The 23,459-nt window shown below is 57.7% G+C and carries 22 protein-coding genes; 10 read left to right on the top strand and 12 right to left on the bottom strand.

Features of this window, described 5'->3' with window-relative positions; all coding sequences use genetic code 11:
- Positions 1 to 11: 11 nt before the first annotated feature.
- The 3 genes from LJA86_RS18215 to gpmM are packed head-to-tail and all read right to left on the bottom strand — an operon-like array spanning position 12 to position 3,785.
- Positions 12 to 944: a divergent polysaccharide deacetylase family protein gene (locus tag LJA86_RS18215; RefSeq protein ID WP_229226541.1), complete on the bottom strand. Its 933-nt coding sequence runs from the start codon at positions 942 to 944 to the stop codon at positions 12 to 14.
- Positions 945 to 947: 3 nt separating this feature from the next.
- Entirely contained in the window at positions 948 to 2,207 is a 1,260-nt protein-coding gene (gene envC / locus LJA86_RS18210; protein ID WP_025910576.1) for a murein hydrolase activator EnvC, read from the bottom strand.
- Between the two features lie 33 nt (positions 2,208 to 2,240).
- Positions 2,241 to 3,785: a 2,3-bisphosphoglycerate-independent phosphoglycerate mutase gene (gene gpmM, locus LJA86_RS18205; protein ID WP_023345210.1), complete on the bottom strand. Its 1,545-nt coding sequence runs from the start codon at positions 3,783 to 3,785 to the stop codon at positions 2,241 to 2,243.
- Between the two features lie 247 nt (positions 3,786 to 4,032).
- Here gpmM and LJA86_RS18200 point away from each other — a divergent pair, with 247 nt between their 5' ends.
- From LJA86_RS18200 to cysE, 5 genes are all read left to right on the top strand, one after another.
- On the top strand, positions 4,033 to 4,464 hold the full coding sequence (locus LJA86_RS18200; RefSeq protein ID WP_023309913.1) for a rhodanese-like domain-containing protein: 432 nt from the start codon (positions 4,033 to 4,035) through the stop codon (positions 4,462 to 4,464).
- 11 nt (positions 4,465 to 4,475) lie between these two features.
- Positions 4,476 to 4,727 (top strand): glutaredoxin 3, encoded by a 252-nt coding sequence (grxC, locus tag LJA86_RS18195; RefSeq protein WP_008502715.1) that lies wholly within the window; start codon positions 4,476 to 4,478, stop codon positions 4,725 to 4,727.
- Positions 4,728 to 4,759: 32 nt separating this feature from the next.
- Positions 4,760 to 5,227, top strand: a complete 468-nt coding sequence (gene secB, locus LJA86_RS18190; protein WP_003860835.1) for a protein-export chaperone SecB — start codon at positions 4,760 to 4,762, stop codon at positions 5,225 to 5,227.
- On the top strand, positions 5,227 to 6,246 hold the full coding sequence (gene gpsA / locus LJA86_RS18185; protein ID WP_045907901.1) for an NAD(P)H-dependent glycerol-3-phosphate dehydrogenase: 1,020 nt from the start codon (positions 5,227 to 5,229) through the stop codon (positions 6,244 to 6,246). Before secB ends, gpsA begins: the two co-directional genes overlap by 1 nt.
- 75 nt (positions 6,247 to 6,321) lie before the next feature.
- Positions 6,322 to 7,143, top strand: coding sequence for a serine O-acetyltransferase (gene cysE, locus LJA86_RS18180; RefSeq protein ID WP_008502718.1), 822 nt, complete (start codon positions 6,322 to 6,324; stop codon positions 7,141 to 7,143).
- Positions 7,144 to 7,175: 32 nt separating this feature from the next.
- Here the strand turns inward: cysE and trmL are convergent, their stop codons facing one another.
- The 9 genes from trmL to LJA86_RS18135 form a co-directional block, all read right to left on the bottom strand.
- On the bottom strand, positions 7,176 to 7,646 hold the full coding sequence (trmL, locus tag LJA86_RS18175) for a tRNA (uridine(34)/cytosine(34)/5-carboxymethylaminomethyluridine(34)-2'-O)-methyltransferase TrmL (RefSeq protein ID WP_048226547.1): 471 nt from the start codon (positions 7,644 to 7,646) through the stop codon (positions 7,176 to 7,178).
- A 45-nt stretch (positions 7,647 to 7,691) separates the two neighbouring features.
- Positions 7,692 to 9,032 (bottom strand): MFS transporter, encoded by a 1,341-nt coding sequence (locus LJA86_RS18170; protein WP_045907899.1) that lies wholly within the window; start codon positions 9,030 to 9,032, stop codon positions 7,692 to 7,694.
- A gap of 170 nt (positions 9,033 to 9,202) precedes the next feature.
- Positions 9,203 to 10,390, bottom strand: coding sequence for a quinone-dependent L-lactate dehydrogenase (lldD, locus tag LJA86_RS18165; protein WP_023334042.1), 1,188 nt, complete (start codon positions 10,388 to 10,390; stop codon positions 9,203 to 9,205).
- The gene (gene lldR, locus LJA86_RS18160) at positions 10,387 to 11,160 is read right to left on the bottom strand and encodes a transcriptional regulator LldR (RefSeq protein ID WP_023294814.1); all 774 of its coding nucleotides are present in this window, start codon (positions 11,158 to 11,160) and stop codon (positions 10,387 to 10,389) included. The genes lldD and lldR overlap by 4 nt, the downstream gene beginning before the upstream one ends.
- The gene (lldP, locus tag LJA86_RS18155; RefSeq protein ID WP_063622812.1) at positions 11,157 to 12,812 is read right to left on the bottom strand and encodes an L-lactate permease; all 1,656 of its coding nucleotides are present in this window, start codon (positions 12,810 to 12,812) and stop codon (positions 11,157 to 11,159) included. The genes lldR and lldP overlap by 4 nt, the downstream gene beginning before the upstream one ends.
- 271 nt (positions 12,813 to 13,083) lie before the next feature.
- Complete coding sequence (locus LJA86_RS18150; RefSeq protein WP_021242435.1) at positions 13,084 to 13,446, bottom strand: YibL family ribosome-associated protein; 363 nt, start codon at positions 13,444 to 13,446, stop codon at positions 13,084 to 13,086.
- 58 nt (positions 13,447 to 13,504) lie between these two features.
- On the bottom strand, positions 13,505 to 14,095 hold the full coding sequence (gene mtlR / locus LJA86_RS18145) for a mannitol operon repressor MtlR (protein ID WP_047071159.1): 591 nt from the start codon (positions 14,093 to 14,095) through the stop codon (positions 13,505 to 13,507).
- A complete protein-coding gene (gene mtlD, locus LJA86_RS18140; RefSeq protein ID WP_045907897.1) occupies positions 14,092 to 15,240 on the bottom strand; it encodes a mannitol-1-phosphate 5-dehydrogenase in 1,149 nt (382 codons plus the stop codon). Before mtlD ends, mtlR begins: the two co-directional genes overlap by 4 nt.
- A 100-nt stretch (positions 15,241 to 15,340) precedes the next feature.
- A complete protein-coding gene (locus LJA86_RS18135) occupies positions 15,341 to 17,248 on the bottom strand; it encodes a PTS mannitol transporter subunit IICBA (RefSeq protein ID WP_045907896.1) in 1,908 nt (635 codons plus the stop codon).
- A gap of 657 nt (positions 17,249 to 17,905) precedes the next feature.
- Between LJA86_RS18135 and LJA86_RS18130 the strand changes: the two genes are divergently transcribed.
- The 5 genes from LJA86_RS18130 to selB all read left to right on the top strand — a co-directional run bounded on the left by LJA86_RS18130 (position 17,906) and on the right by selB (position 23,433).
- Complete coding sequence (locus LJA86_RS18130) at positions 17,906 to 18,262, top strand: DUF3302 domain-containing protein (RefSeq protein ID WP_045907895.1); 357 nt, start codon at positions 17,906 to 17,908, stop codon at positions 18,260 to 18,262.
- Between the two features lie 2 nt (positions 18,263 to 18,264).
- On the top strand, positions 18,265 to 19,401 hold the full coding sequence (locus LJA86_RS18125; RefSeq protein ID WP_025758413.1) for an HlyD family secretion protein: 1,137 nt from the start codon (positions 18,265 to 18,267) through the stop codon (positions 19,399 to 19,401).
- 90 nt (positions 19,402 to 19,491) lie between these two features.
- Positions 19,492 to 20,100 (top strand): glutathione S-transferase, encoded by a 609-nt coding sequence (locus LJA86_RS18120; RefSeq protein WP_229226540.1) that lies wholly within the window; start codon positions 19,492 to 19,494, stop codon positions 20,098 to 20,100.
- Between the two features lie 103 nt (positions 20,101 to 20,203).
- Complete coding sequence (selA, locus tag LJA86_RS18115; protein ID WP_229226539.1) at positions 20,204 to 21,589, top strand: L-seryl-tRNA(Sec) selenium transferase; 1,386 nt, start codon at positions 20,204 to 20,206, stop codon at positions 21,587 to 21,589.
- Entirely contained in the window at positions 21,586 to 23,433 is a 1,848-nt protein-coding gene (selB, locus tag LJA86_RS18110; RefSeq protein WP_229226538.1) for a selenocysteine-specific translation elongation factor, read from the top strand. The genes selA and selB overlap by 4 nt, the downstream gene beginning before the upstream one ends.
- Positions 23,434 to 23,459: the final 26 nt, after the last annotated feature.

Genomic DNA, 23,459 nt, shown 5'->3' with positions numbered 1-23,459 from the left:
GCGTCAGGCGGTCAGGCTTTCTTACCCCATCCCTGCCACTGCTGCTGGACGTATTTCACCAGCGTACTGTTACTGATGCTGTCTCCGATGACAGAGAAGAAGCGGGTCGCGTAGACCGGTTCAAGCGGCTGCTTCGGTACGCAGCGCTTCACGCCGCGGAACGGATTACGCGGTGCAGTTGGCACGGGCTGCGCAGTATTCGGCGTAGATGTATCCACCTGCGGCTCGTTAAGCAGATCGCTCGGGCGGACCAGCGTGATATCGGAAGGTAAGGTCGGCAGCATTTGCTGCAGGACGCGAACGGTCGACGGGTGCGGGTGACCGATGGCAATGGCCGAACCATTGCGGCGGGCCAGCTGTACCGCGCGATTGAACTGCATACGAATATCGGCTTCGTTCTGGGTGTCATCCAGGAATACCTTGCGCTTAATCACCTTTACGCCCGTTCCCTGAGCGGCGCGCATCGCCTGGCTGTTGCCGATGGTCATGCTGTCGAGGAAGTAGAGGTTGTAACGCTCCAGCGCCTGCATCACTTTTAGCATCCCGTACAGGCTGGAGGTCATCGCGCTGCCCATATGGTTGTTCAGCCCTACGGCATACGGCACCTTGTTGTAGGCGTCGCGGATGATGCGCTCGATCTCCTCGCTGCTCATATCCGGGCGCAGGGTATCTTTTTCCAGCGGCTGCTTGCTGAGCGGGGCCATGGGCAGGTGGATGAGAACCTGATGCCCGCTGCTGTGGGCTTTGGTCGCCATCTCACGCGCGTGGGGGGCATTTGGCAGGACGGCGACTGAGATGGCTGACGGCATCGCCAGCACCTGATTTTCATAGTGCGGACGATAACCAAAGTCATCAATCACGATAGCGAGCTTACCTGCGTATACCGGTGCAGCCAGCGCCAGCGTGCTGACGACGGAGAAAACGATTCGACGAAATTGAAGCAAAACTTATCTTCCCAACCACGGCTGTGGATTGACCGCCTGACCCTGACGACGAATTTCGAAATAGAGTGACGGGCGGCCCTGACCGCCACTGCTGCCCACAAGGGCGATGGGTTGGCCCGCGCGCACCTGCGTACCGACGCTGACCAGCGCGCTCTGGTTGTAGCCGTAAAGGCTCATATCACCTTTACCGTGTTCGACCACCACCACCAGTCCGTAACCCTGCAGCCAGTCGGCCAGAATCACGCGACCATCGGCAATCGCTTTCACTTCGCTACCTTCAGACGCACCGATAACGATCCCTTTCCAACGTAGCTCACCCTGCAGCTGTTCGCCATAGCGATGCAGAATTGAACCGCGAACGGGCCAGAAAGCCTGGCCGCGAGGTGAACCCAGGCCGCCGGTACGCGACATCAGGGAACGTTCACTTTCGCTTGGCTTGTAGGTGGTGCCTTTGCGGGAGGCTTCCTGCTGCTTGTCGCGAACGGCCTGCGCCTCGCGAGCCTCTTTTTCGGCGCGCGCTTTCGCCGCGGCTTCCGCACGGGCGATGCTGTTACGCAGTTTTGATTCGTTGGCGCGCATTTCGCTCAGCTGGCTCTGCCCTTCCTGAATCGAAGACTCGAGACCGGCCAGGGTTTTCTTACGCTCGTTGCGCGCCTGCTCGAGCTTCGCCTGCTGGGCCTGCTGATCGTAGAGCAGCGTCTGCTGCTGGCTCTGCTTCTCTTCCAGTTCGGCTTTTTGCGTGGAGACCTCTTCGCGCGTCTGCTTCAGCTGCGCGATCGTCTCCTGACGCGCCTGGTTCAGATACCCAAAGTAGGCCTGCAGGCGCTGGCCGCGCTGGCTCTCTTCGCCGCTGAGGATCAGCTGGAGTCCGGTATGTTCACCCTGGCGGAATGCGGCATCAAGCTGTGCCGCAAGATTGCGCTCCTGCGCATCGCGCTGGCGCTCGAGTTTGGCAATCGACGCGTTCATCTCGTCGATCTGCTTATTCAGCTGGGCAAGGGTGTTTTGCGTTTCACGGAGTTTACGCGTGGCAGCGGAGATGGCCTCTTCCTGCTGCTTAAGCTGGGCGAGCAGGGCGGCGCGCTGCTGCTGCTGCTGGCGTACCGCACGCTCTTTGGCGGCGATATCGGCCTGAATGGATTTCAGCTGGTCGCGGTCATCCGCGTGGGCGGATGCGGCGCACAGCAATACGCCAGCGCTGAGTGCGCTGGCGTAAAACAGAGGTCTGACTGATAACCTAAGCGGCTTCACGACCCATGTGATTGAAAAAATCGCCTTTCCCCTCATGGGGAGCGATTATTCCACGATGAACAGCGGCTTACCAGTCATCTCTTCAGGGATCGGCATCCCCATCAGCGACAACATGGTTGGCGCGATGTCAGAAAGCTTGCCGCCTTCTACGGCTTTCACTGATTTATCACCCACATAAATCAGCGGAACCGGCAGGTTGGTGTGGGCGGTGTGTGCCTGGCCGGTCGCCGGGTCGCGCATCTGTTCAGCGTTACCGTGATCCGCGGTGATCAGCAGCTGGCCGCCAACGGATTCAACCGCTTTCGCCACCTGCTCAACGCAGTGGTCCAGCGCTTCAACCGCCTTCACTGCCGCTTCCATCACCCCGGTATGACCGACCATGTCGCCGTTCGGGTAGTTACAGATGATGGTGTCGTACTTACCGCTCTCGATGGCCGCAACCAGTTTTTCAGTCAATTCTGCAGAGCTCATCTCTGGCTGCAGATCGTAGGTGGCGACTTTCGGGGAATTGATCAGAATGCGCTCTTCGCCCTTGAACGGCTCTTCAACGCCGCCGTTAAAGAAGAAGGTCACGTGCGCGTATTTTTCCGTTTCGGAAATACGCAGCTGCGTTTTGTCGTTCTTCGCCATCCACTCACCGAAGGTATTGGCCAGCGAGGCAGGTGGGTAAGCGCATGGGGCTTTGATGTCTGCCGCGTATTCGGTCAGCTGGATGAAGTCGATGTTTACCACTTTCTTACGGGCAAAACCGTCGAAGTCGCTGTTGACGAACGCACGAGTGATTTCGCGCGCGCGGTCAGCGCGGAAGTTCATGAAGATCAGCGCATCGCCGTCTTCCATCGCGGCATCGGCCTGGCCTTCAGCACGGATCACGGATGCTTTCACGAATTCGTCGTTTTCATCACGTGCATAAGCTGCTTCCAGGGCTTCAACGGCGGTCGCGAACTGGAATTCCCCTTTTGCCAGGGTCAGCAGATCATAGGCCTGTTCAACGCGATCCCAGCGGTTGTCGCGGTCCATGGCGTAGTAACGACCAATGATGGAGGCCACGCGGCCTTTACCCAGCGCGGCGAATTTATCTTCGAAGGCTTTCAGGGAGCCTTCTGCACTGCGTGGTGGCGTGTCGCGGCCGTCCAGGAAGGCGTGCAGATAGATTTTTTCCGCACCGCGTTCAGCGGCCAGCTCAACCATCGCCATGATGTGATCTTCGTGGCTGTGAACGCCGCCGGCAGAGAGCAGGCCCATAATGTGAACGGCCTTGCCAGCGGCAACGGCTTTATCAACCGCGCCTGACAGCGTTGGGTTGGAGAAGAAGGTGCGTTCTTTGATTTCAACGTCCAGACGCGTCAGGTCCTGGTACACAATACGCCCGGCGCCCAGGTTAACGTGACCGACTTCGGAGTTGCCCATCTGGCGGTCCGGCAGGCCCACTTCCAGGCCAGACGCGTCAATCAGCGTATGCGGACGTTTTGCCCACAGGGCATCCATGACCGGGGTTTTGGCGTTGAAAATAGCGTTATCCTGGCTGTCTTCACGGTAGCCATAGCCATCCAGAATCACCAGTACCATAGGTTTTTTAGAAACCGACATTGCGACAACCTCATGCTCAAGAGTCAAAATTTGCGTAATTTTACTACAGCTGAATCGATCAAATAGCCGCAGAAGATCAAAGAAAGCGCAGGGGCAAGGTGCTGACCAGACCATTTTGAGGCATTTTTTTAGGTGGCATGCCGCAGAAAATGGATTAGGTTAGGGTCGCTGGCTGTATTTGCCAGAACGCACAGGTATACTCCTGTCCTGGTTTTTTTTATCACTTAGTCGGGAGTAGTTACCCTCCATGCAAGAAATTATGCAATTCGTTAGCCGCCATCCGGTTCTGAGCATCGCGTGGATTGGCCTGCTGGCTGCTGTGCTGTTCACCACATTTAAGAGCCTGACGTCTAAGATTAAGGTTATCACCCGTGGTGAAGCGACGCGTCTGATTAACAAAGAAGATGCCGTCGTTGTCGATCTGCGTCAGCGTGACGATTTCCGCAAAGGTCACATTGCGGGCGCAATCAACCTGTTGCCAGCTGAAATCAAAGCGAACAACGTCGGTGAGCTTGAAAAACACAAAGCCCAGCCGATTATCGTTGTGGATGCGACCGGCATGCAGGCACAGGAATCTGCCAGCGCGCTTCATAAAGCAGGCTTCGAAAACGTAACGGTGCTGAAAGAAGGTATTTCCGGCTGGAGCGGGGAAAATCTTCCTTTGGTGCGCGGTAAATAAGGAGTTCAGTCATGGCCCATATTGAGATCTATACCAAAGCGACTTGCCCGTTCTGCCATCGTGCGAAAGCGCTGCTGAACAGTAAAGGCGTCACGTTCCAGGAACTGCCGATCGACGGTGACGCGATTAAACGCGAAGAGATGATCCAACGTAGTGGTCGTACGACGGTTCCACAGATTTTTATTGATGCGCAGCACATTGGCGGCTGTGATGACTTGTATGCGCTCGACGCCCGTGGTGGACTCGATCCGCTGCTGAGCTAAGAGACTTTAGGACAATTAAAAAGGGTATTTCCATGTCAGAACAAAACAACACCGAGATGACTTTCCAGATCCAGCGTATCTACACCAAAGATGTCTCTTTCGAAGCGCCAAATGCGCCACACGTTTTCCAGAAAGATTGGCAGCCAGAGGTTAAACTTGATCTGGATACCGCATCTACCCAGCTGGCAGATGACGTGTATGAAGTCGTGCTGCGTGTGACCGTTACCGCCTCTCTGGGCGAAGAAACTGCATTCCTGTGTGAAGTACAGCAGGGCGGTATCTTCTCTATCGGCGGCATCGAAGGCAACCAGATGGCGCATTGCCTGGGTGCGTACTGCCCGAACATTCTGTTCCCGTATGCGCGTGAATGCATCACCAGCCTGGTTTCTCGCGGTACATTCCCGCAACTGAACCTTGCGCCAGTTAACTTTGATGCGCTGTTCATGAACTATCTGCAGCAGCAGGCTGGCGAAGGTGCTGAACAACATCAGGATGCCTGATGAGCACTGTTAATGCGTCAATGACTGTGATCGGTGCCGGCTCATACGGCACCGCTCTTGCCATTACTCTGGCAAGAAATGGTCACGAGGTGGTCCTGTGGGGCCACGACCCAAAACATATCGCCACGCTGCAGCGCGATCGTTGCAACGTCGCGTTTCTCCCGGACGTTCCGTTCCCTGACTCCCTGCACCTTGAAAGCGACCTTGCGACCGCGCTGGCGGCCAGCCGCAACATTCTGATTGTGGTTCCGAGCCATGTCTTTGGCGACGTGCTGCGTCAGATTAAGCCGCTGATGCGCCCGGATGCGCGTATTGTCTGGGCGACAAAAGGACTGGAAGCCGAAACCGGACGCCTGCTGCAGGACGTTGCCCGCGAAGCGCTGGGTGATGCGATCCCGCTGGCGGTCATCTCCGGCCCGACCTTTGCCAAAGAGCTGGCCGCTGGCCTGCCGACGGCGATTTCGCTGGCCTCAACCGACCAGGCCTTCTCCGACGATCTCCAGCAATTGCTGCACTGCGGCAAGAGCTTCCGCGTCTACAGCAACCCCGATTTTATCGGCGTGCAGCTGGGTGGGGCGGTGAAGAATGTGATTGCGATTGGCGCCGGGATGTCCGACGGCATTGGTTTTGGTGCCAACGCCCGTACGGCGCTGATCACCCGCGGTCTGACCGAGATGTCCCGCCTGGGCGAAGCGCTGGGTGCCGATCCGGCCACCTTTATGGGGATGGCTGGCCTGGGCGACCTGGTGCTGACCTGTACCGACAACCAGTCTCGTAACCGCCGCTTTGGCATGATGCTCGGACAGGGCAGCGATGTGAAAGACGCGCAGGAGAAGATTGGCCAGGTGGTTGAAGGCTACCGCAATACCAAAGAAGTCCGCGAGTTGGCGCACCGTTTCGGTGTCGAAATGCCAATAACCGAGGAAATTTATCAGGTATTGTATTGCGGAAAAAATGCGCGCGAGGCAGCATTGACCTTATTAGGTCGTGCGCGCAAGGACGAGCGCAGCAGTAACTAGTCGGAACCGTTGTCACCTGAATGACCCAGCCAGCGCAGAACTGGCTGGTCATTATACTATCGTCTGGAGTTAGCAATGCCGTGTGAAGAACTGGATATCGTCTGGAACAACATTAAAGCCGAAGCCCGGGCGCTGGCCGACTGTGAGCCTATGCTGGCCAGTTTCTACCACGCAACGCTACTCAAGCACGAAAACCTCGGCAGCGCGCTCAGCTATATGCTCGCCAACAAGCTGGCGTCCTCGATCATGCCCGCGATTGCCATTCGTGAGGTGGTGGAGGAGGCTTACGCCGCTGACCCGGAAATGATCGCCTCTGCCGCCTGTGATATCCAGGCCGTGCGCACGCGTGACCCGGCGGTCGATAAATATTCTACCCCGCTGTTGTACCTGAAAGGCTTCCACGCTCTGCAGGCGTACCGCATTGGGCACTGGCTGTGGAATGAAGGCCGCCGCGCGCTGGCCATCTTCCTGCAAAACCAGGTTTCCGTGACGTTTCAGGTTGATATTCACCCGGCGGCGAAGATTGGCCGTGGGATCATGCTCGACCACGCCACCGGGATTGTTGTCGGGGAAACGGCCGTGATTGAAGACGACGTCTCGATCCTGCAGTCGGTTACCCTGGGTGGTACCGGGAAAACCAGCGGCGATCGCCATCCGAAAATTCGCGAAGGGGTGATGATAGGCGCGGGTGCCAAAATCCTCGGCAATATCGAAGTCGGGCGCGGCGCGAAGATCGGCGCAGGCTCCGTGGTGCTCCAGCCAGTTCCGCCGCACACCACCGCCGCTGGCGTACCGGCGCGCATCGTCGGTAAGCCAGACAGCGACAAGCCGTCCATGGATATGGATCAGCACTTCAACGGTATTCACCATACGTTTGAGTATGGTGACGGCATCTGACATTTTGCCCGGTGGCGCTGCGCTTACCGGGCCTACCTTAGAATAGCGCCCGGATAACCCAGCTGGCGCCATGCTTCATACACCACTACCGACACTGCATTCGACAGGTTCATGCTGCGGCTGTCCGGCATCATCGGAATACGTATTTTCTGCTCAGCGGGCAGGGCATCCAGAATCGTGGCCGGCAGGCCGCGGGTTTCCGGGCCAAACATCAGATAGTCACCCTCCTGATAGCTTACGGCGCTGTGCGCTGGCGTACCTTTGGTGGTCAGGGCGAACATGCGCTGCGGCTGCTCGGCTTCCAGAAACGCGGCGTAATCATGGTGGCGAATAACGGCGGTAAATTCATGATAATCCAGCCCCGCGCGGCGCAGGCGTTTGTCGTCCCACGTAAAGCCCATTGGCTCAATGATGTGCAGACGAAAACCGGTGTTGGCGCACAGGCGGATAATATTGCCGGTATTTGGCGGAATTTCTGGTTCGAATAAAACGATGTTAAGCATGCTGCCCCCTTAATTGCGGGGGCAGGATAGCAGAAAAGAGAGGACCTACGCGACGCCGGGTTCTTGCGAGCGGCTGTACAGCATTTTGTAGACGGTTGCCGCTGCGGCCACCAGGGCGGGCACGCTGAGGATCATTAAAATACTGTCTGCCTGCCACTGCATCGAAAGAAGCTGGGCGCTGGTCATGGTGCCCGCCACGCCGCCAAAGCGGCCGATCCCCTGCATCCAGGCGATGCCCGTCGCGCGGCACTCGGTGGGATAAAAGGTGGCGGCCAGGGTCTGCATGCCCGACTGCGCGCCGTTCATCGCGATCCCCATCAGGAAAATCAACCCGCCAAACAGGGCGATATGGTTATGCTCCATGCCGAGTAGCAGGATCAGCCCCATCGTCAGGATAAACCCGCCCGCGACAACCTTGTGCGCTTCCCAGCGGTCCATCATCCAGCCGGCGAGCAGAATGCCGGCCGTGCCGCCGAAGGTGAACAGCGAGGTGAGCCAGGCGGACTCCGCCAGCGCATAACCCATCCCCTGCATCAGCGTCGGCATCCAGCTCAGCAGGACGTAGTAGATGACCAGCCCCATAAAGTAGGTCACCCACAGCATCAGGGTTCCGGGCAGCCAGGGCATCGAAAACAGCTGCGACACGCTCCCTTTTTTAGACGCGGTTTTCTCCTCCGCCAGGAAAAAGCCCGTGACGCCCTCCAGCGTACCGCGGGCGAACCGGCTGGCAATCCGGCGAACCTGCATGACGTCTTTCCCGCGCTGCACCAGAAACTTCACCGACTCCGGCAACAACAGTGCCAGCAGCAGCGTTAAAATCAGCGGCGCAATTGCGCCGGTCAGCAGCACGCTTCGCCAGCCGTGGTGGGGAATAAGCCAGGACGAGATCGCCCCGCCGCCCGCCGCACCCAGAGGGAAGCCGCAGTACATGGTATTAATCGCCATGGCGCGGCAGCGCTGGGGGGCAAACTCGGAGATCAGCGTAATGGCATTCGGCATGGCGGCGCCGAGCCCCAGGCCCGTCAGAAAGCGCCACAGCGTCAGGGTATTGAGGCTTTGCGCCCAGGCCGTGCCCAGGCTCGCGAGGCCGAAGAACAGACACGAAAAGACCAGCACCCGCTTGCGGCCCATCCGGTCCGATACTGGACCGGCGATCAGCGCGCCCAACGACAGCCCCAGCAGCGCCGCGCTCAGCACCGGCCCCAGATCCTGTTTATGGATCCCCCATTCTGCCGACAGTGTGGGCGCGATGTAGCCCATTGCCGCCGTATCAAAGCCATCGATCGCCAGAACCAGAAAGCCCAGCACAATGAGCAGCCAGTGAAACCCTGAAAAGCGACTGTCGTCGATCACCTGCTGAATATCCACCTTACCTGAATAGGTCATACACTCCCCTCGGATGTGTTCTTGTCTTTGCTTGTCTATACAATTGCGGACGGCAGGTGGATGTCAAATTTTCTTATCCAATATGTTATCTGGATGTTATTTTCGGCATAAAAAAGCGCCCGAGGGGGAGATCGGACGCGTGAGAAACAGAATTTAAAGTGGGTGAGAATTCAGGCCGCATTTCCCTGAGCAAGCGGAGCCAGCGCTGCCGGTAATTTGCTTAACTCCTGCACCAGGGAATCCTTACTGATTTCGCTAATGGTTTTCGCACCGGTCAGCGTCATCGCCACCTTCATCTCTTTTTCGATCAGGTTAAGCAGATTCGCCACGCCTGCCTGACCAGCCGTCGCCAGGGCATACAGATACGCGCGTCCCAGCAGCACGCTGTCGGCACCCAGCGCAATCATGCGCACCACGTCCAGCCCGTTGCGGATCCCGCTGTCGGCCAGGATGGCGATATCGCCTTTCACCGCATCGGCAATGGCCGGCAGGGCGCGGGCAGAGGAGAGCACCCCGTCGAGCTGGCGTCCGCCGTGGTTAGAGACCACAATCCCGTCTGCGCCAAAGCGGACCGCATCGCGGGCATCTTCCGGGTCGAGGATCCCCTTGATCACCATCGGGCCGTCCCAGAATTCGCGGATCCACTCCAGGTCTTTCCAGGAGATGGACGGATCGAAGTTATTCGCCAGCCAGCCGATGTAATCCTCCAGCCCGGTGGGTTTACCCAGATACGCCGAGATGTTGCCCAGATCGTGTGGACGACCGTTCAGGCCAACGTCCCACGCCCACTGTGGATGCGTTACCGCCTGCCAGTAGCGGCGGAGCGCCGCATTTGGGCCGCTCATGCCGGAGTGGGCATCACGATAGCGTGCGCCGGGGGTCGGCATATCAACGGTAAAGACCAGCGTGGAGCAGCCCGCCGCTTTGGCGCGCTCCAGCGCGTTACGCATAAAGCCGCGATCGCGCAGGACGTACAGCTGGAACCACATTGGCCGCTTGATGGTTGGGGCAACCTCTTCAATCGGGCAGACGGAAACGGTGGAAAGGGTAAACGGAATGCCTTTAGCATCTGCGGCGGCGGCGGCCTGCACTTCACCGCGACGGGCGTACATGCCGCATAAACCGACAGGTGCGAGCGCGACCGGCATGGAAAGCGTTTCGTTAAACAGTTTTGTCTCAAGGCTCAGGTCAGACATATTCTTCAGCACGCGCTGGCGCAGAGCCACCTCCGACAGATCTTCCACGTTGCGGCGCAGGGTGTATTCGGCATACGCCCCGCCGTCAATGTAGTGGAACAGGAACGGGGGCAAAATGCGCTGCGCCGCGGCGCGATAGTCACTGGCTGCTGAAATGATCATGCTTTGTTCTCCCTGGAAATATCACTGTCGCCAGGCAGACGGGTAATACGCGCCTGTCGGGCCTGGTCTTCATCGAATCGTTTGATGGTGGTATGCACGAAACCGAGATGCGCCATCATCGCTTTGCGCGCGGCTTCGGCATCACCGGCCAGAATGGCGTTGAGCACCGCCTCGTGTTGTTCGGTCAGTTGGGCAAACACCGGCGGAACCAGATACATGCGCTGGCGGCTCTGCTTCACGGAGGATTGCAGCAGGTCGAAGAACCCGCGCATGGTCTGGAGCAGCACCACGTTGTGCGACGCCTCGGCAATCGCCAGGTGAAAACGCACGTCCGCCTGGGAGGCGATGTCCGGGTCGCTGCTTTGCGTGGCCTCAAAGCAGGCGATGAGTTTCTCTTTGTCGGCGTCGGTTGCCCGCATGGCTGCGTGCCAGGCGGTACTGGTTTCGATGGCGTGACGCGCTTCAAGGATGTCGAAGCTGTAGTCCGGGTCGTTCTCCATCAGCGTTTTCAGTGGCTGAACGATGTTTTGCTCGGACCAGTCGTCATGCTGCCAGCGTACAAAGGTGCCGCCGCCGCGACGGCTTACCAGCACCCCTTCGCTGACCAGTGTTGCCAGCGCCTCGCGCAGTGAATTGCGCGACACGCCAAGCTGGGCGGCGAGCTGGCGTTCGGCGGGCAACTTCATGCCCGCTTCCAGCTGTTGTTCTTCAATCAGCGCCCGCACGCGAGAGGCAATCTCGTCGGACAGGCGTCTGGGCATCACTATCATGGGATCATCCAGGTTAAGACATAGGCCTGCAGGGTGGTGATCACTCCGACCATGCAGGTGAATATCAGGCTGTGTTTCACGGTAAAGCGGAACAGATCCGACTCTTTACCGACCAGTCCCACCGCCGCACAGGCAATGGCGATGGATTGTGGGGAGATCATTTTCCCGGTCACGCCGCCGGTGGTATTTGCGGCCACCAGCAGAACATCCGACACGCCAATCTGCTGGGCCGCCGTGGCCTGCAGCGCGGCAAACAGGGCGTTAGACGAGGTATCGGAACCGGTCAGAAACACCCCCAGCCAGCCAAGGAACGGTGAGAAGAAGGTGAAGGCGTGGCTGGTATGCGCCAGCGCCAGTGCCAGCGTAGATGACAAGCCGGAGTAGTTCGAGATAAACGCGAACGCCAGCACCATGCCGATGGAGTAGATCGGCAGCATCAGCTCCTTAATCGTCGACGCAAAGGTCTGCACCGCAGCCGCAGGCTTCATGCGCAGCCACACCACGGAAAGAATAGCGGCAAACAGGATGGCGGTCCCGGTGGCGGAGAACCAGTCGAATTTATAGACCGCGGCATACGGCGTGGCGGCGTGCACCACCGGCGGCATACGGGCGACCATCTTGTCGAGGAACGGCACCGAAACGTTAATCACCATGTCGTACAGCGCGCCGCCCGGGGCGAACAGGGCTTTAAACGGCGGAATGCTCCACAGCGTAACCGTGGCGGTCAGGAACAGGAACGGCGACCAGGCGCGAATCACCTGTCCTGCGGTGTAACCGGTGCGGGCCAGGGTTTGATCGACCTGCGAGGCGCCCATGTCGGCGAAGCGGAAAATACGGACCGGCTGCCAGCGTTTCAGGAACAGCGTCAGGCAGACCAGGGAAACCAGCGAAGAGATGATGTCCGGCAGTTCCGGGCCAAGGAAGTTCGAGCTGAGGTACTGGGCAATCGCGAACGAACCGCCCGCCACCATCACCGCAGGCCAGGTCTCCTTCACGCCGCGCCAGCCGTCCATAATCGCCATGATCCAGAAGAGGACGATAATGGTCAGGAACGGCAGCTGGCGACCCACCATCTGGCCAATCTCAAAGCTGTCCAGGCCGGTCACCTGGCCCGCAACCAGAATCGGAATACCCATCGCACCAAACGCCACCGGTGCGGTGTTCACAATCAGGCACAGGCCTGCGGCATACAGCGGGTTAAAGCCCAGGCCCACCAGCAGCGCGGCGGTGATCGCCACCGGTGCGCCAAAGCCTGCCGCGCCTTCCAGAAACGCCCCAAAGGAGAAGCCGACAATCAGCATCTGCAGGCGCTGGTCCGGCGTAATGGAGAGAATCGACGAGCGGATAATGTCGAACTGCCCGGTTTTCACCGAGATTTTATAGACAAAGACCGCCGCGATGATGATCCACGCAATCGGCCACAGGCCGTAGAAGAAACCGTAGACGACGGAGGCCAGCGCGCGATCGACCGGCATTTTGTAGAAGAACAGCGCCACCAGCAGGGCGATGGCGACGGTGTACGTCGCGGCAAGGTAGCCCTTCAGTTTGAGCTTAATCAGCGCAAAGAAGAAGAACAGGATCGGAAGCGATGCGATCAGGCTCGACAGCCAGATATTGCCGGCCGGGTCGTAGTTTTGTTGCCAGAGGCTCATGCAGGTCTCCTGGGGACCAGACAGCCTGCGCTGCGGGTGAGTCTCCGCTCATCTCTGCGTCACAGTCTGTGTAAAAGTGGTCCTGCCAATGTTGTGTTGTAGGGTTAATGACAATGAATGGTTAACCAGATGTTATGAGCTAGCAATGGTTTTGTGAGCGGAAATAATGGAATTGTGAACCGGGGGAGGATTGGTTGCGCTATTGGTTGGACCAATTCACACGAAGGGGAAAAGAGTAAGCCGGGTAAGCGCAGCGCCACCCGGCATGAAATCAGAACGCCGTCTTACAAAAGCCCGTCATCTCTTTCAGGCCCATTTCGCGGCCAAGCTCGGTCATCGGGTGAACCACCACCAGACCACGGACGCTTTTCTTCAGCTTGCCCATGTCGGCTTGCTCTTTTTTGGTGATCGCACGACGGTGCGGCATGTTCATCAGCTTCTGCGCTTCTTTGCTCAGCTTCTGGCCTTTGACTTCGCGCAGGCGCTCGATCTCTGCTTCCAGCTTCGCGGTCTCTTTTTCAAGCTCGGCATACTTCTCGGCGGACTCGACCAGTGACAGGCCCGCCATCTGGTGGCGGATGAGATCCAGGCGGTCGCTCAGGCGTTTAATTTCGTTCTTTTCGACTTCTTTCATGACAAATAACTCTGAAAACGGGGAATTTAGAGGGAAGGATACACCAATGTGAGCAGGCTTACTTCTGAAACGCTTTTTTTAAGCTGATTCGGGAAATCAGCTCAGTCAGGGAGAGAACCATCGTGGAACGGACAACCTGTTGATAACGCAGCTTTTGCATCGCGTAGAGCTCAGGGTCGCTGTTATCAAACTGCGGTGCCGGAGGAAGCGCGGTGACGCAGTGCAGCTCGCCGAACGGCCCCAGGATTTCATCGTCGGTAAAGGTGTATTCATTACCGTCATGATTGAGTTCTTCGCGCAGCGCCATTAGCAGCTCTGCATCTTCATACTCTTGTCGGTTCAGCACGCCAAGACCATAAATCAGCTTCAGACGCACGGATAAATCGCCCAGCGGTCCGTCTCCGTCCAGTAACGGTTCTACAGCATATTTTACCGCGTAGTCGTCTTTGCGAAACACCTGAAGCACCAGGATATTCACCGCCTCGGTTAACAGCTCGACGGCGGCAATCAGGAAACTTCGTACGGTTTTGCCAGCATTCAGACGCTCAAGCACACGATTTTCAAAGGCCTGGGTTTGTTCCATTATTGCCTGCATATCTGACAATCTGTTATCCGGGCGCAGGCTAACCTGCGCCGCATTCTGCATCATTTGGTTGCGTTGTATGCGTTAACCGCCTCCACAACCACGTCGCTGTTGGCGTCCAGACCGGAAATCTGCGCCAGCGCAGCCTGCGCGCCCTGGGTATCAATCAGCTGAGCCAGTTCCTGCGCCTGCGGGTCCTGCTCGCTGCGGTAGTGCATTGCGGCGGCAATCCCTTTCACCAGATTGGCGTGCGGCAGACCGTATTCCAGCGTGCCCAGCAGCGGCTTAATCAGGCGGTCGCCCGCGCTCAGCTTACGCAGCGGCTGGCGGCCCACGCGCTCAACGTCATCTTTCAGATACGGGTTTTCAAAGCGACCGAGGATTTTCTGGATGTATGCTGCGTGTTTATCCGCATCGAAACCGTAGCGTTTAATCAGCACCGCGCCGCTCTCTTCCATTGCCCCTTTTACCACTGCGCGGATCTTCTCATCGAGGATCGCGTCACGAATGGTCTGATGACCGGCCAATTTTCCGAGGTACGCGGTTATAGCATGCCCGGTGTTCAGCGTGAAGAGTTTGCGTTCGACAAATGCCATCAGGTTATCGGTTAATTCCATTCCCGGAATGGTCGGCAGCGCGCCTTTAAACTGGGTTTTATCGACGATCCACTCGCTGAAGGTTTCTACGGTCACTTCCAGCGGATCGTTGGTCGCGGATTCGGAAGGCGGAACGATGCGATCCACGGCGGAATCCACAAAACCCACGTGCGCTTCCACCCAGGCTTTGTCTTCGTCTGCCACAGCGTTGAGCACGTGGCCTTTCAGCTGCGTGGTGCCGCGCACCATGTTTTCACAGGCGATGATGTTCAGCGGGGTATCGATACCTTGCGCTTTACGTTTTGCCAGGCCTTTCGCGACCGCAGGGGCGATACGCTCAAGCACAACCGGACCTACGGCGGTGGTGACCAGATCGACGCTGGCGATAAGGTCAATAACGTCGTCGCCGATGCTGCTGACCGCGTTGACGCCAGATACCGTCTCAACCTGCTCGTTTTCACCGACCACATGGACCTGATAGCTATGACGGGCATTCAGGGCATCCAGGACAACCTGATTCACATCGGCGAATGTCAGGGTAATGCCCGCGTCTGCCAGCAGTTTACCGATAAAACCACGACCGATATTACCTGCGCCAAAATGTAATGCTTTCATAGTATTAACCTTCATCAATGTTTTTACCCGAGAGGGCTGGGGTGAGGAACGTTTTCCCCTCACCCTAGCCCTCTCCCCGGGGGGAGAGGGAGGAGTACTGTTATTTGTTAAGCAGAGCCAGAACTTCTTCAACGCTGGTGGTATTGGCCAGACGCTCAATGACGGACTCATCATCCAGCGCGTTGGTCAGGCTGGTAATCACCTGAATGTGCTCGTTGTTGCGAGCGGCGATACCAATCACCAGACGGGCGATGTCGTCTTCTTCTTCACCGAAACGCACGCCCTGCGGGTACTGGCAGAATACGACGCCGGTTTTCAGGACACGATCTTTCGCTTCAACCGTACCGTGCGGCACCGCGATGGATTCGCCCAGATAGGTTGGGGTCAGTTTTTCGCGTTCCAGCATCGCGTCGACATATTCAGGCTGAACGTAGCCGCCTTTCACCAGCTGCTCACCGGCAAAGCGAATCGCTTCTTCTTTGGTGGCCGCGGTACGACCGAGGAAGATGTTTTCCGCACCTAGCTTAAACAGGTGGGCGTTGCTCTCGTCAAAACTGTCCTGCAGGCTGGAACGCACTTTCACTTCGTTGTCTTCGTGACGCTGCGCGGCAACCAGACGTTCGGTCAGGCTGGTATACAGGCCGCTGTCGAGGAAGTTGGTCAGCGAAATGTGCTGTGCCTGTGGTACCTGACGCATGGCGCGTTCGGTCAGATCGCGGTGCGTGATAACCAGGTCAACATCCGGCGGCAGGCTGTTAATGGCGCTGTTGGTCACGGAAATATTGGTCAGGCCCGCATCCTGCACTTTCTTACGCAGCACGCCTGCACCCATTGCGCTGGAACCCATACCGGCGTCGCAGGCAACGATGATTTTACGCACGTGGCTCAGGTCGTTAGAGACATCACCGGCTGCCAGTGGCGTCGCGCCTTTGGATTCGGCTTTCATGTCGTGCATACGACGGGTTGCGGCTTCGATGTCATCATCTTCTTTCACTTTGCTGGTTTTCAGCAGGATAGAAGAGACCACGAAGGAGACGGCCATTGCCGCAAAGATAGCCGCGAGGTTCGCGAAGTAAGCGCCTTTTGGCGTCATCGCCAGTACCGCCAGGATAGAACCCGGAGAGGCCGGAGAAACCAGACCGCCGCCCAGCACGCTCAGGGTGAACACACCGGTCATACCGCCGAGGATAACGGCCAGGATCAGACGTGGGTTCATCAGCACGTAAGGGAAGTAAATTTCGTGGATACCGCCCAGGAAGTGGATGATCGCCGCGCCGCCAGCAGACTGTTTAGCGCTGCCACGGCCAAAGAAGATGTACGCCAGCAGAACGCCCATACCTGGACCCGGGTTGGCTTCAATCAGGAAGAAGATAGACTTGCCGAGATCGTGAGACTGCTGGATACCCAGCGGCGAGAAGATGCCGTGGTTGATGGCGTTGTTAAGGAACAGGATTTTCGCCGGTTCAACGAAGATAGACGCCAGCGGCAGCATCTCGTGCGCCACCATGAAGTTAACGCCTGCCGCCAGAATTTTGGACAGCACTTCAACCGCAGGGCCAATGCCGAGGAACGCCAGAATGGCGAGGATCATCCCGATGATGCCCGCAGAGAAGTTGTTCACCAGCATTTCGAAGCCGGATTTGATCTTACCATCAACCCAGACGTCGAATTTCTTAATCGCCCAGCCGCCCAGAGGACCGGCAATCATCGCACCGAGGAACATCGGCATATCCGCACCGACGATAACACCCATGGTTGTGATGGCACCCACGACGCCACCACGGTCACCGCCCACCAGACGACCCCCGGTGAAACCGATGAGCAGCGGCAGGAGATAGGTAATCATTGGGCCAACAAGTTTCGCCAGCGTTTCGTTAGGCAACCACCCTGTCGGAATGAACAATGCGGTGATGATACCCCACGCGATAAACGCGCCGATATTTGGCATCACCATGTTGCTGAGGAAACGACCAAAGCTTTGAACTTTGATCTTGAAATCGGATGACATAAAACACCCCTTCTTCTGTTTACGCTTAGGCTTGCGGCCCGAGGTTTATTGTTAATGAGGCGGCAGAGGTAGCCGGACCCTGTTCTGATGCTGTGAAATCTGGCACTGAATCGTTCAACTGTCCAGACAGGGAAAATTTGTGTGATGCGTGTCACGTAAAGGCAGGGGGTAGGGATATCAATGGAGTGATCTCAATCACAAAATCTGCGGGCAAAAAAAATACAATGGCGACAAAAAAAGCAAAATCCACCCTTTTATGTGATTGTTGTCACGTTTTGTTCTGGTGGGTTTGTTTCTGGATTGTGACTGATTTCACAAAATATTTTTATGCGGATTTCTCCGGCTGTGATCGGCGGCAAACTCTGCTTCGCGATTCAGCGCCTGGATGATATTGCACGACACGATAAGCTAAAAAACCACTTTTGATGTGTGGTATGGCGAAAAGTTAAAAGGTGGATTACGCTCATATTGTAAGGTTAAGTCTATTATTATTCAGGATATATTTTGACACGCTTATAAACTTGCATGGAGATATTATAAAAACCGATACTCCCCGGCTCGGAAATAGTAAGCACAACCCCGTGTTTATAAAAAATTAATTAGGTTGCGTACCGTTTTATTAATTTAATGAGTTGACGTTGTTTAAGTGAGGAGAATATGTTTCTCAACTATTTTGCGCTGGGCGTATTGATTTTTGTATTTCTGGTTCTCTTTTACGGAATCATCGCCATCCATGATATTCCTTATAATATGGCCAAAAAGCGTAACCATCCGCATGCCGATGCCATTCATACGGCTGGCTGGATTAGCCTGTTTACGCTTCATGCCATCTGGCCATTCCTGTGGATTTGGGCCACGCTGTACCGCGAGGATCGCGGCTGGGGCATGCAAAACCACATCACAAAGCCTGATGAGGTCCCGGGCATGGATGCGCTCGCCAAACGCGTGGCGGAACTCGAACAAAAGCTGGGCGCGGTAAAGCCTGCTGCTGATAAGAACACGCTGGAGCGCTAATCATGGATCTGTTGATTATTTTGACCTACGTGGCATTTGCCTGGGCCATCTTTAAAATATTCCGAATTCCGGTCAACCAGTGGACGCTTGCCACCGCAACATTAGGCGGCGTATTTATTGTTGCCGGACTTATTCTGTTAATGAACTATAACCACCCGTATACCTTTACGGCGCAAAAAGCGGTTATTTCTATTCCAATCACGCCGCAGGTGACCGGTGTGGTCAGCGAAGTGACCGATAAAAATAACCAGCTCATTAAAAAAGGCGAAGTGTTATTTAAACTGGATCCAGGCCGCTATCAGGCGCGCGTCGACAGACTTCAGGCCGACCTGGTGACCGCGACGCACAATATCGATAATCTGAAGGCGCAGCTGGCGGAAGCCGTTGCCAATACCACGCGCGTCTCCGCTGAACGCGATCGCCTCTATAAAGATTATCAGCGCTACCTGAAAGGCAGCCAGGCGAAGGTGAACCCGTTCTCTGAAAGCGATATCGACAACGCGCGTCAGAACTATCTGGCACAGGATGCGCTGGTGAAAGGCTCCGTGGCTGAACAGGTGCAGATCCAAAGCCAGTTAGACAGCATGGTGAACGGTGAACAGTCGCAGATTGCGTCCTTACGCGCCCAGCTTGCCGAAGCCAAATACAATTTGGACCAGACCGTGGTGCGTGCGCCGAGCAATGGTTATATCACTCAGGTACTGATTCGTCCGGGAACCTATGCCGCCGCGCTGCCTTTGCGTCCGGTGATGGTCTTTATCCCTGAACAGAAGCGTCAGATTGTGGCCCAGTTCCGTCAGAACTCGCTGCTGCGTCTGAAGCCGGGCGATGAAGCGGAAGTGGTGTTTAACGCGCTGCCGGGCCAGGTCTTCTCCGGGAAGCTCACCAGTATTCTGCCGGTGGTGCCGGGGGGAACCTATCAGGCGCAGGGCGCGCTGCAGTCGCTGACGGTGGTGCCGGGAACGGACGGCGTTCAGGCACTTATTGAGCTGGAACCCAACGCGGAAGTCGATGCCCTGCCGGACGGTATCTATGCCCAGGTGGCGGTCTATTCGGACCACTTCGCCCACGTCTCGGTCATGCGTAAAGTACTGCTGCGTATGACCAGCTGGATGCACTACCTCTACCTCGATCACTAATCCTTCCAGGGCGGGAATGCGACATGCAGACCTGCCCTTTTTTCATCGCTTGATCCATACTGACTTTTTTCCGGCATCAAGGATCAGGCAATGAAACTCATCGGCAGCTATACCAGTCCCTTCGTGCGAAAAATCTCGATTCTCCTGCTGGAGAAGGGGATTGAATTTGAATTCGTGAATGAACAGCCCTACAACGCGGAAAACGGCGTCGCGCAGTACAACCCGCTGGGAAAAGTGCCAGCGCTGGTCACAGACGAGGGAGAATACTGGTTTGATTCCCCGATTATTGCGGAGTATATCGAGCTGCTGGGCGTTGCCCCGGCAATGCTGCCAGCAGACCCAAAAGCGGCGCTGGCGGTGAAGCAGGTTGAAGCCCTTGCCGATGGTATTATGGATGCGGCGTTAACCTCCGTACGGGAACAGGCAAGGCACGCCGCCCAGCAGTCGGAAACGGAACTGTTACGCCAGCGGGAAAAAATCAGCCGCAGCCTGGACAGATGCGAACAGCTAATCCGGGAGGGTAAGATCGACACCGACAGCCTGAACCTGGGGACCATCGCCATCGCCTGCGCGATTGGTTATCTCAACTTCCGCCGCGTCTCCCCGGGCTGGTGCGTCGACCGTCCGCTGCTGGTGAAGCTTGCTGACACGCTGTTTAGCCGCGAGAGCTTTGCCCGTACCGAACCGCCAAAGGCTTGACGCGGGTTATAACACTTCGCCGTCGGAGGCGGTACAATCCCCTCACATGTTAACTCCCTCTCCCGTCGGGAGGGGGGAAGATATTTACTCGCCAGGCGCTTTCATGACTACTCATCATTCGCTGTACAGCCAGATCCCCGCTACCGACCGTCTTCTTCGCGAACCCCGCATTCATGCTGTTGTTGAGCGTTTCGGCCATACCGCGACGGTGGAAATGTTACGCCTGCTTCAGGACGAAGCCCGCTGCGCGATTCAGGCAGAAAACGCCTTGCCCGACTGGTGTAGCGCGTGGGAGCAGGAAGTTGAACAGCGGCTGGATGAGAAGGCGCAAAGCGCGTTACGCCCGGTGATAAACCTGTCGGGTACCGTGCTGCATACCAACCTGGGGCGCGCGCAGCAGGCGGAAGAGGCCGTTGCCGCGGTCGTGCAGGCCATGCGAACACCCGTGACGCTGGAGTACGATCTGGACGGCGCCGGACGCGGGCACCGCGACCGCGCGCTGGCGGAGCTGCTGTGCCAGCTGACCGGCGCGGAAGATGCCTGCATTGTGAATAACAACGCCGCCGCGGTGTTGCTGATGCTGGCGGCCACCGCCAGCGGCAAAGAGGTGGTGGTGTCCCGCGGCGAGCTGGTGGAGATTGGCGGGGCGTTTCGCATCCCGGACGTGATGCGCCAGGCGGGCTGCACGCTGCATGAAGTGGGCACGACAAACCGTACCCATGCGAAAGATTATCGCGCGGCGGTGAATGAAAATACCGCCCTGCTGATGAAGGTCCACACCAGCAATTACCATATTGAAGGCTTCACCAAAACGGTTGACGAGGCGGAGCTGGCGGCGATTGGGCGCGAACTGAATATACCGGTGATTGCCGATCTCGGCAGCGGCTCGCTGGTGGATCTGAGCCTGTACGGGCTGCCAAAAGAGCCGATGCCGCAAGAGATGATTGCGGCGGGCGTGAGCCTGGTCAGCTTTTCCGGCGACAAACTGCTGGGCGGGCCGCAGGCCGGGATTATCGTCGGCAAGCGCGAGCTGATTGCGCAGCTGCAGCAGCACCCGCTTAAGCGCGCCCTGCGCGCCGATAAAATGACGCTTGCCGCGCTGGAAGCGACGCTGCGGCTCTATCTCCACCCGGAAAAACTGGCCGACCGCCTGCCCACGCTGCGTCTGTTAAGCCGCGATGCCGCCTCGATTCGCGCCCAGGCCGAGTTACTGCTGCCGCGCGTCGCCGCGCATTACCCCGATTTTGACGTTCGCATTGAGCCCTGCCAGTCGCAGATTGGCAGCGGGTCGCTGCCGGTGGACAGGCTGCCGAGTGAGGCGCTGACGTTCACACCGCGTGACGGGCGCGGCAGCCAGCTTGAGGCGCTGTCGTCGCGCTGGCGTGGCCTGCCGACGCCGGTTATCGGGCGGATTTACGACGGCCGAATGTGGCTGGATCTGCGCTGCCTTGAAGATGAAGAGCGATTTCTGGAGATGTTGTTGAAATGATTATTGCCACCGCCGGTCACGTCGACCACGGAAAAACCACGTTACTGCAGGCCATTACCGGCGTAAACGCCGATCGCCTGCCGGAAGAGAAAAAGCGCGGCATGACCATCGATCTGGGCTATGCCTACTGGCCCCAGCCTGATGGTCGCGTGCTGGGCTTTATTGATGTGCCGGGGCATGAAAAGTTTCTGTCCAACATGCTGGCGGGCGTGGGTGGCATCGATCATGCCCTGCTGGTGGTGGCCTGCGATGACGGCGTGATGGCGCAAACCCGCGAGCACCTGGCGATCCTGCAGCTAACCGGCAACCCGCAGCTGACCGTGGCGCTGACCAAAGCCGATCGCGTGGATGATGCGCGCGTCAGCGAGGTGCGCGAAACGGTCCAGGCGACTCTGCGGGAGTATGGTTTTGCCGACGCATCGCTTTTTGTCACCGTGGCGACAGAAGGGCGTGGTATCGACGAACTTCGCCACCATTTGCAGAACCTTTCAACACGCGACCACGCCAGCCATCATCGTTTCCGTCTGGCGATCGACCGGGCGTTTACCGTAAAAGGTGCGGGGCTGGTCGTGACCGGCACCGCGCTGAGTGGTGAAGTCAGCGTGGGAGATACGCTCTGGCTGACGGGCGTGAATAAACCGATGCGCGTGCGCGGGCTGCATGCACAAAACCAGCCCGCTGACCGTGCCCACGCCGGGCAGCGTATCGCGCTGAACATTGCCGGGGATGCGGAAAAAGAGCAGATTAATCGCGGAGACTGGCTGCTGGCCGATGCCCCGCCGGAACCGTCTGAACGCGTGATTGTCTCCCTGCAGACACACATGCCGTTGACCCAATGGCAGCCGCTGCATATTCACCACGCGGCCAGCCATATCACCGGGCGCGTGTCGCTGCTGGAAAACGACCTTGCCGAGCTGGTATTCGATTCGCCGCTCTGGCTGGCAGATAACGATCGTCTGGTACTGCGTGACATTTCTGCAAGGGAAACGCTGGCGGGCGCGCGCGTGGTGGCGCTTAACCCACCCCGACGCGGCAAGCGTAAGCCGGAATATTTGCAGTGGCTTGCCGCGCTGGCAGACGCCAGAGAGGATAACGCCGCGCTGCGGGTGCACCTCGATCGCGGGGCGGTGAGTCTGCGTGATTTTGCATGGGCACGCCAGCTGAGCGGGGAAGGCTTACGGCAGCTGACCCAGGAGCCGGGCTTTATTCAGGCCGGCAACAGCCTGCTCAATGCCCCGGTTGCTGCGCACTGGCAGCGTAAGATACTGAACACGCTCGCGACTTACCATGAACAGCATCAGGACGAGCCTGGCCCGGGGCGCGAGCGTCTGCGACGCATGGCGCTGCCGATGGAAGACGATGCGCTGGTGCTGCTGCTGATCGAAAACATGCGCGAAAGCGGAGTGATTAAAAGCCACCACGGCTGGCTGCACCTGCCGGATCACAAGGCCGGGTTCACCGCCGAGCAAGAGGCCATATGGCAAAAAGCGGCCCCGCTGTTTGGTGATGAGCCGTGGTGGGTTCGCGATCTGGCCAGGGAAACCAATACCGATGAGCAGGTGATGCGCCAGGTATTGCGCCATGCGGCGCAGCAGGGGCTAATCGTCGCGATCGTGAAAGATCGTTACTACCGTAACGATCGCATTGTGGCGTTTGCCAACCTGATCCGCGAGCTGGATCAGGCGCGCGGCTCGACCTGCGCAGCGGATTTCCGCGATCGGCTGAACGTGGGGCGCAAGCTGGCGATCCAGATCCTGGAATACTTCAACCGCATCGGCTTTACCCGCCGTCGCGGTAACGATCATCTGTTGCGCGATTCGTTATTATTTCCTGAAACTCCGTGACCTCAGTCGTAAACACCGTTACCGGC

Origin of the sequence: Enterobacter sp. TCD1-1 (genome assembly GCF_020567405.1) — a bacterium.
Taxonomy (GTDB): Bacteria; Pseudomonadota; Gammaproteobacteria; order Enterobacterales; family Enterobacteriaceae; genus Enterobacter; species Enterobacter quasiroggenkampii.
This window is presented reverse-complemented; position numbering and strand designations above follow the sequence as displayed.

Excerpts from the sequence above, each read along its gene's own strand:
- gpmM (WP_023345210.1), bottom strand. The coding sequence starts at position 3,785 with ATGTCGGTTTCTAAAAAACCTATGGTACTGGTGATTCTGGATGGCTAT.
- LJA86_RS18200 (WP_023309913.1), top strand. The coding sequence starts at position 4,033 with ATGCAAGAAATTATGCAATTCGTTAGCCGCCATCCGGTTCTGAGCATC.
- grxC (WP_008502715.1), top strand. The coding sequence starts at position 4,476 with ATGGCCCATATTGAGATCTATACCAAAGCGACTTGCCCGTTCTGCCAT.
- secB (WP_003860835.1), top strand. The coding sequence starts at position 4,760 with ATGTCAGAACAAAACAACACCGAGATGACTTTCCAGATCCAGCGTATC.
- gpsA (WP_045907901.1), top strand. The coding sequence starts at position 5,227 with ATGAGCACTGTTAATGCGTCAATGACTGTGATCGGTGCCGGCTCATAC.
- cysE (WP_008502718.1), top strand. The coding sequence starts at position 6,322 with ATGCCGTGTGAAGAACTGGATATCGTCTGGAACAACATTAAAGCCGAA.
- trmL (WP_048226547.1), bottom strand. The coding sequence starts at position 7,646 with ATGCTTAACATCGTTTTATTCGAACCAGAAATTCCGCCAAATACCGGC.
- LJA86_RS18170 (WP_045907899.1), bottom strand. The coding sequence starts at position 9,032 with ATGACCTATTCAGGTAAGGTGGATATTCAGCAGGTGATCGACGACAGT.
- lldD (WP_023334042.1), bottom strand. The coding sequence starts at position 10,390 with ATGATCATTTCAGCAGCCAGTGACTATCGCGCCGCGGCGCAGCGCATT.
- lldR (WP_023294814.1), bottom strand. The coding sequence starts at position 11,160 with ATGATAGTGATGCCCAGACGCCTGTCCGACGAGATTGCCTCTCGCGTG.
- lldP (WP_063622812.1), bottom strand. The coding sequence starts at position 12,812 with ATGAGCCTCTGGCAACAAAACTACGACCCGGCCGGCAATATCTGGCTG.
- LJA86_RS18150 (WP_021242435.1), bottom strand. The coding sequence starts at position 13,446 with ATGAAAGAAGTCGAAAAGAACGAAATTAAACGCCTGAGCGACCGCCTG.
- mtlR (WP_047071159.1), bottom strand. The coding sequence starts at position 14,095 with ATGATGCAGAATGCGGCGCAGGTTAGCCTGCGCCCGGATAACAGATTG.
- mtlD (WP_045907897.1), bottom strand. The coding sequence starts at position 15,240 with ATGAAAGCATTACATTTTGGCGCAGGTAATATCGGTCGTGGTTTTATC.
- LJA86_RS18135 (WP_045907896.1), bottom strand. The coding sequence starts at position 17,248 with ATGTCATCCGATTTCAAGATCAAAGTTCAAAGCTTTGGTCGTTTCCTC.
- LJA86_RS18130 (WP_045907895.1), top strand. The coding sequence starts at position 17,906 with ATGTTTCTCAACTATTTTGCGCTGGGCGTATTGATTTTTGTATTTCTG.
- LJA86_RS18125 (WP_025758413.1), top strand. The coding sequence starts at position 18,265 with ATGGATCTGTTGATTATTTTGACCTACGTGGCATTTGCCTGGGCCATC.
- LJA86_RS18120 (WP_229226540.1), top strand. The coding sequence starts at position 19,492 with ATGAAACTCATCGGCAGCTATACCAGTCCCTTCGTGCGAAAAATCTCG.
- selA (WP_229226539.1), top strand. The coding sequence starts at position 20,204 with ATGACTACTCATCATTCGCTGTACAGCCAGATCCCCGCTACCGACCGT.
- selB (WP_229226538.1), top strand. The coding sequence starts at position 21,586 with ATGATTATTGCCACCGCCGGTCACGTCGACCACGGAAAAACCACGTTA.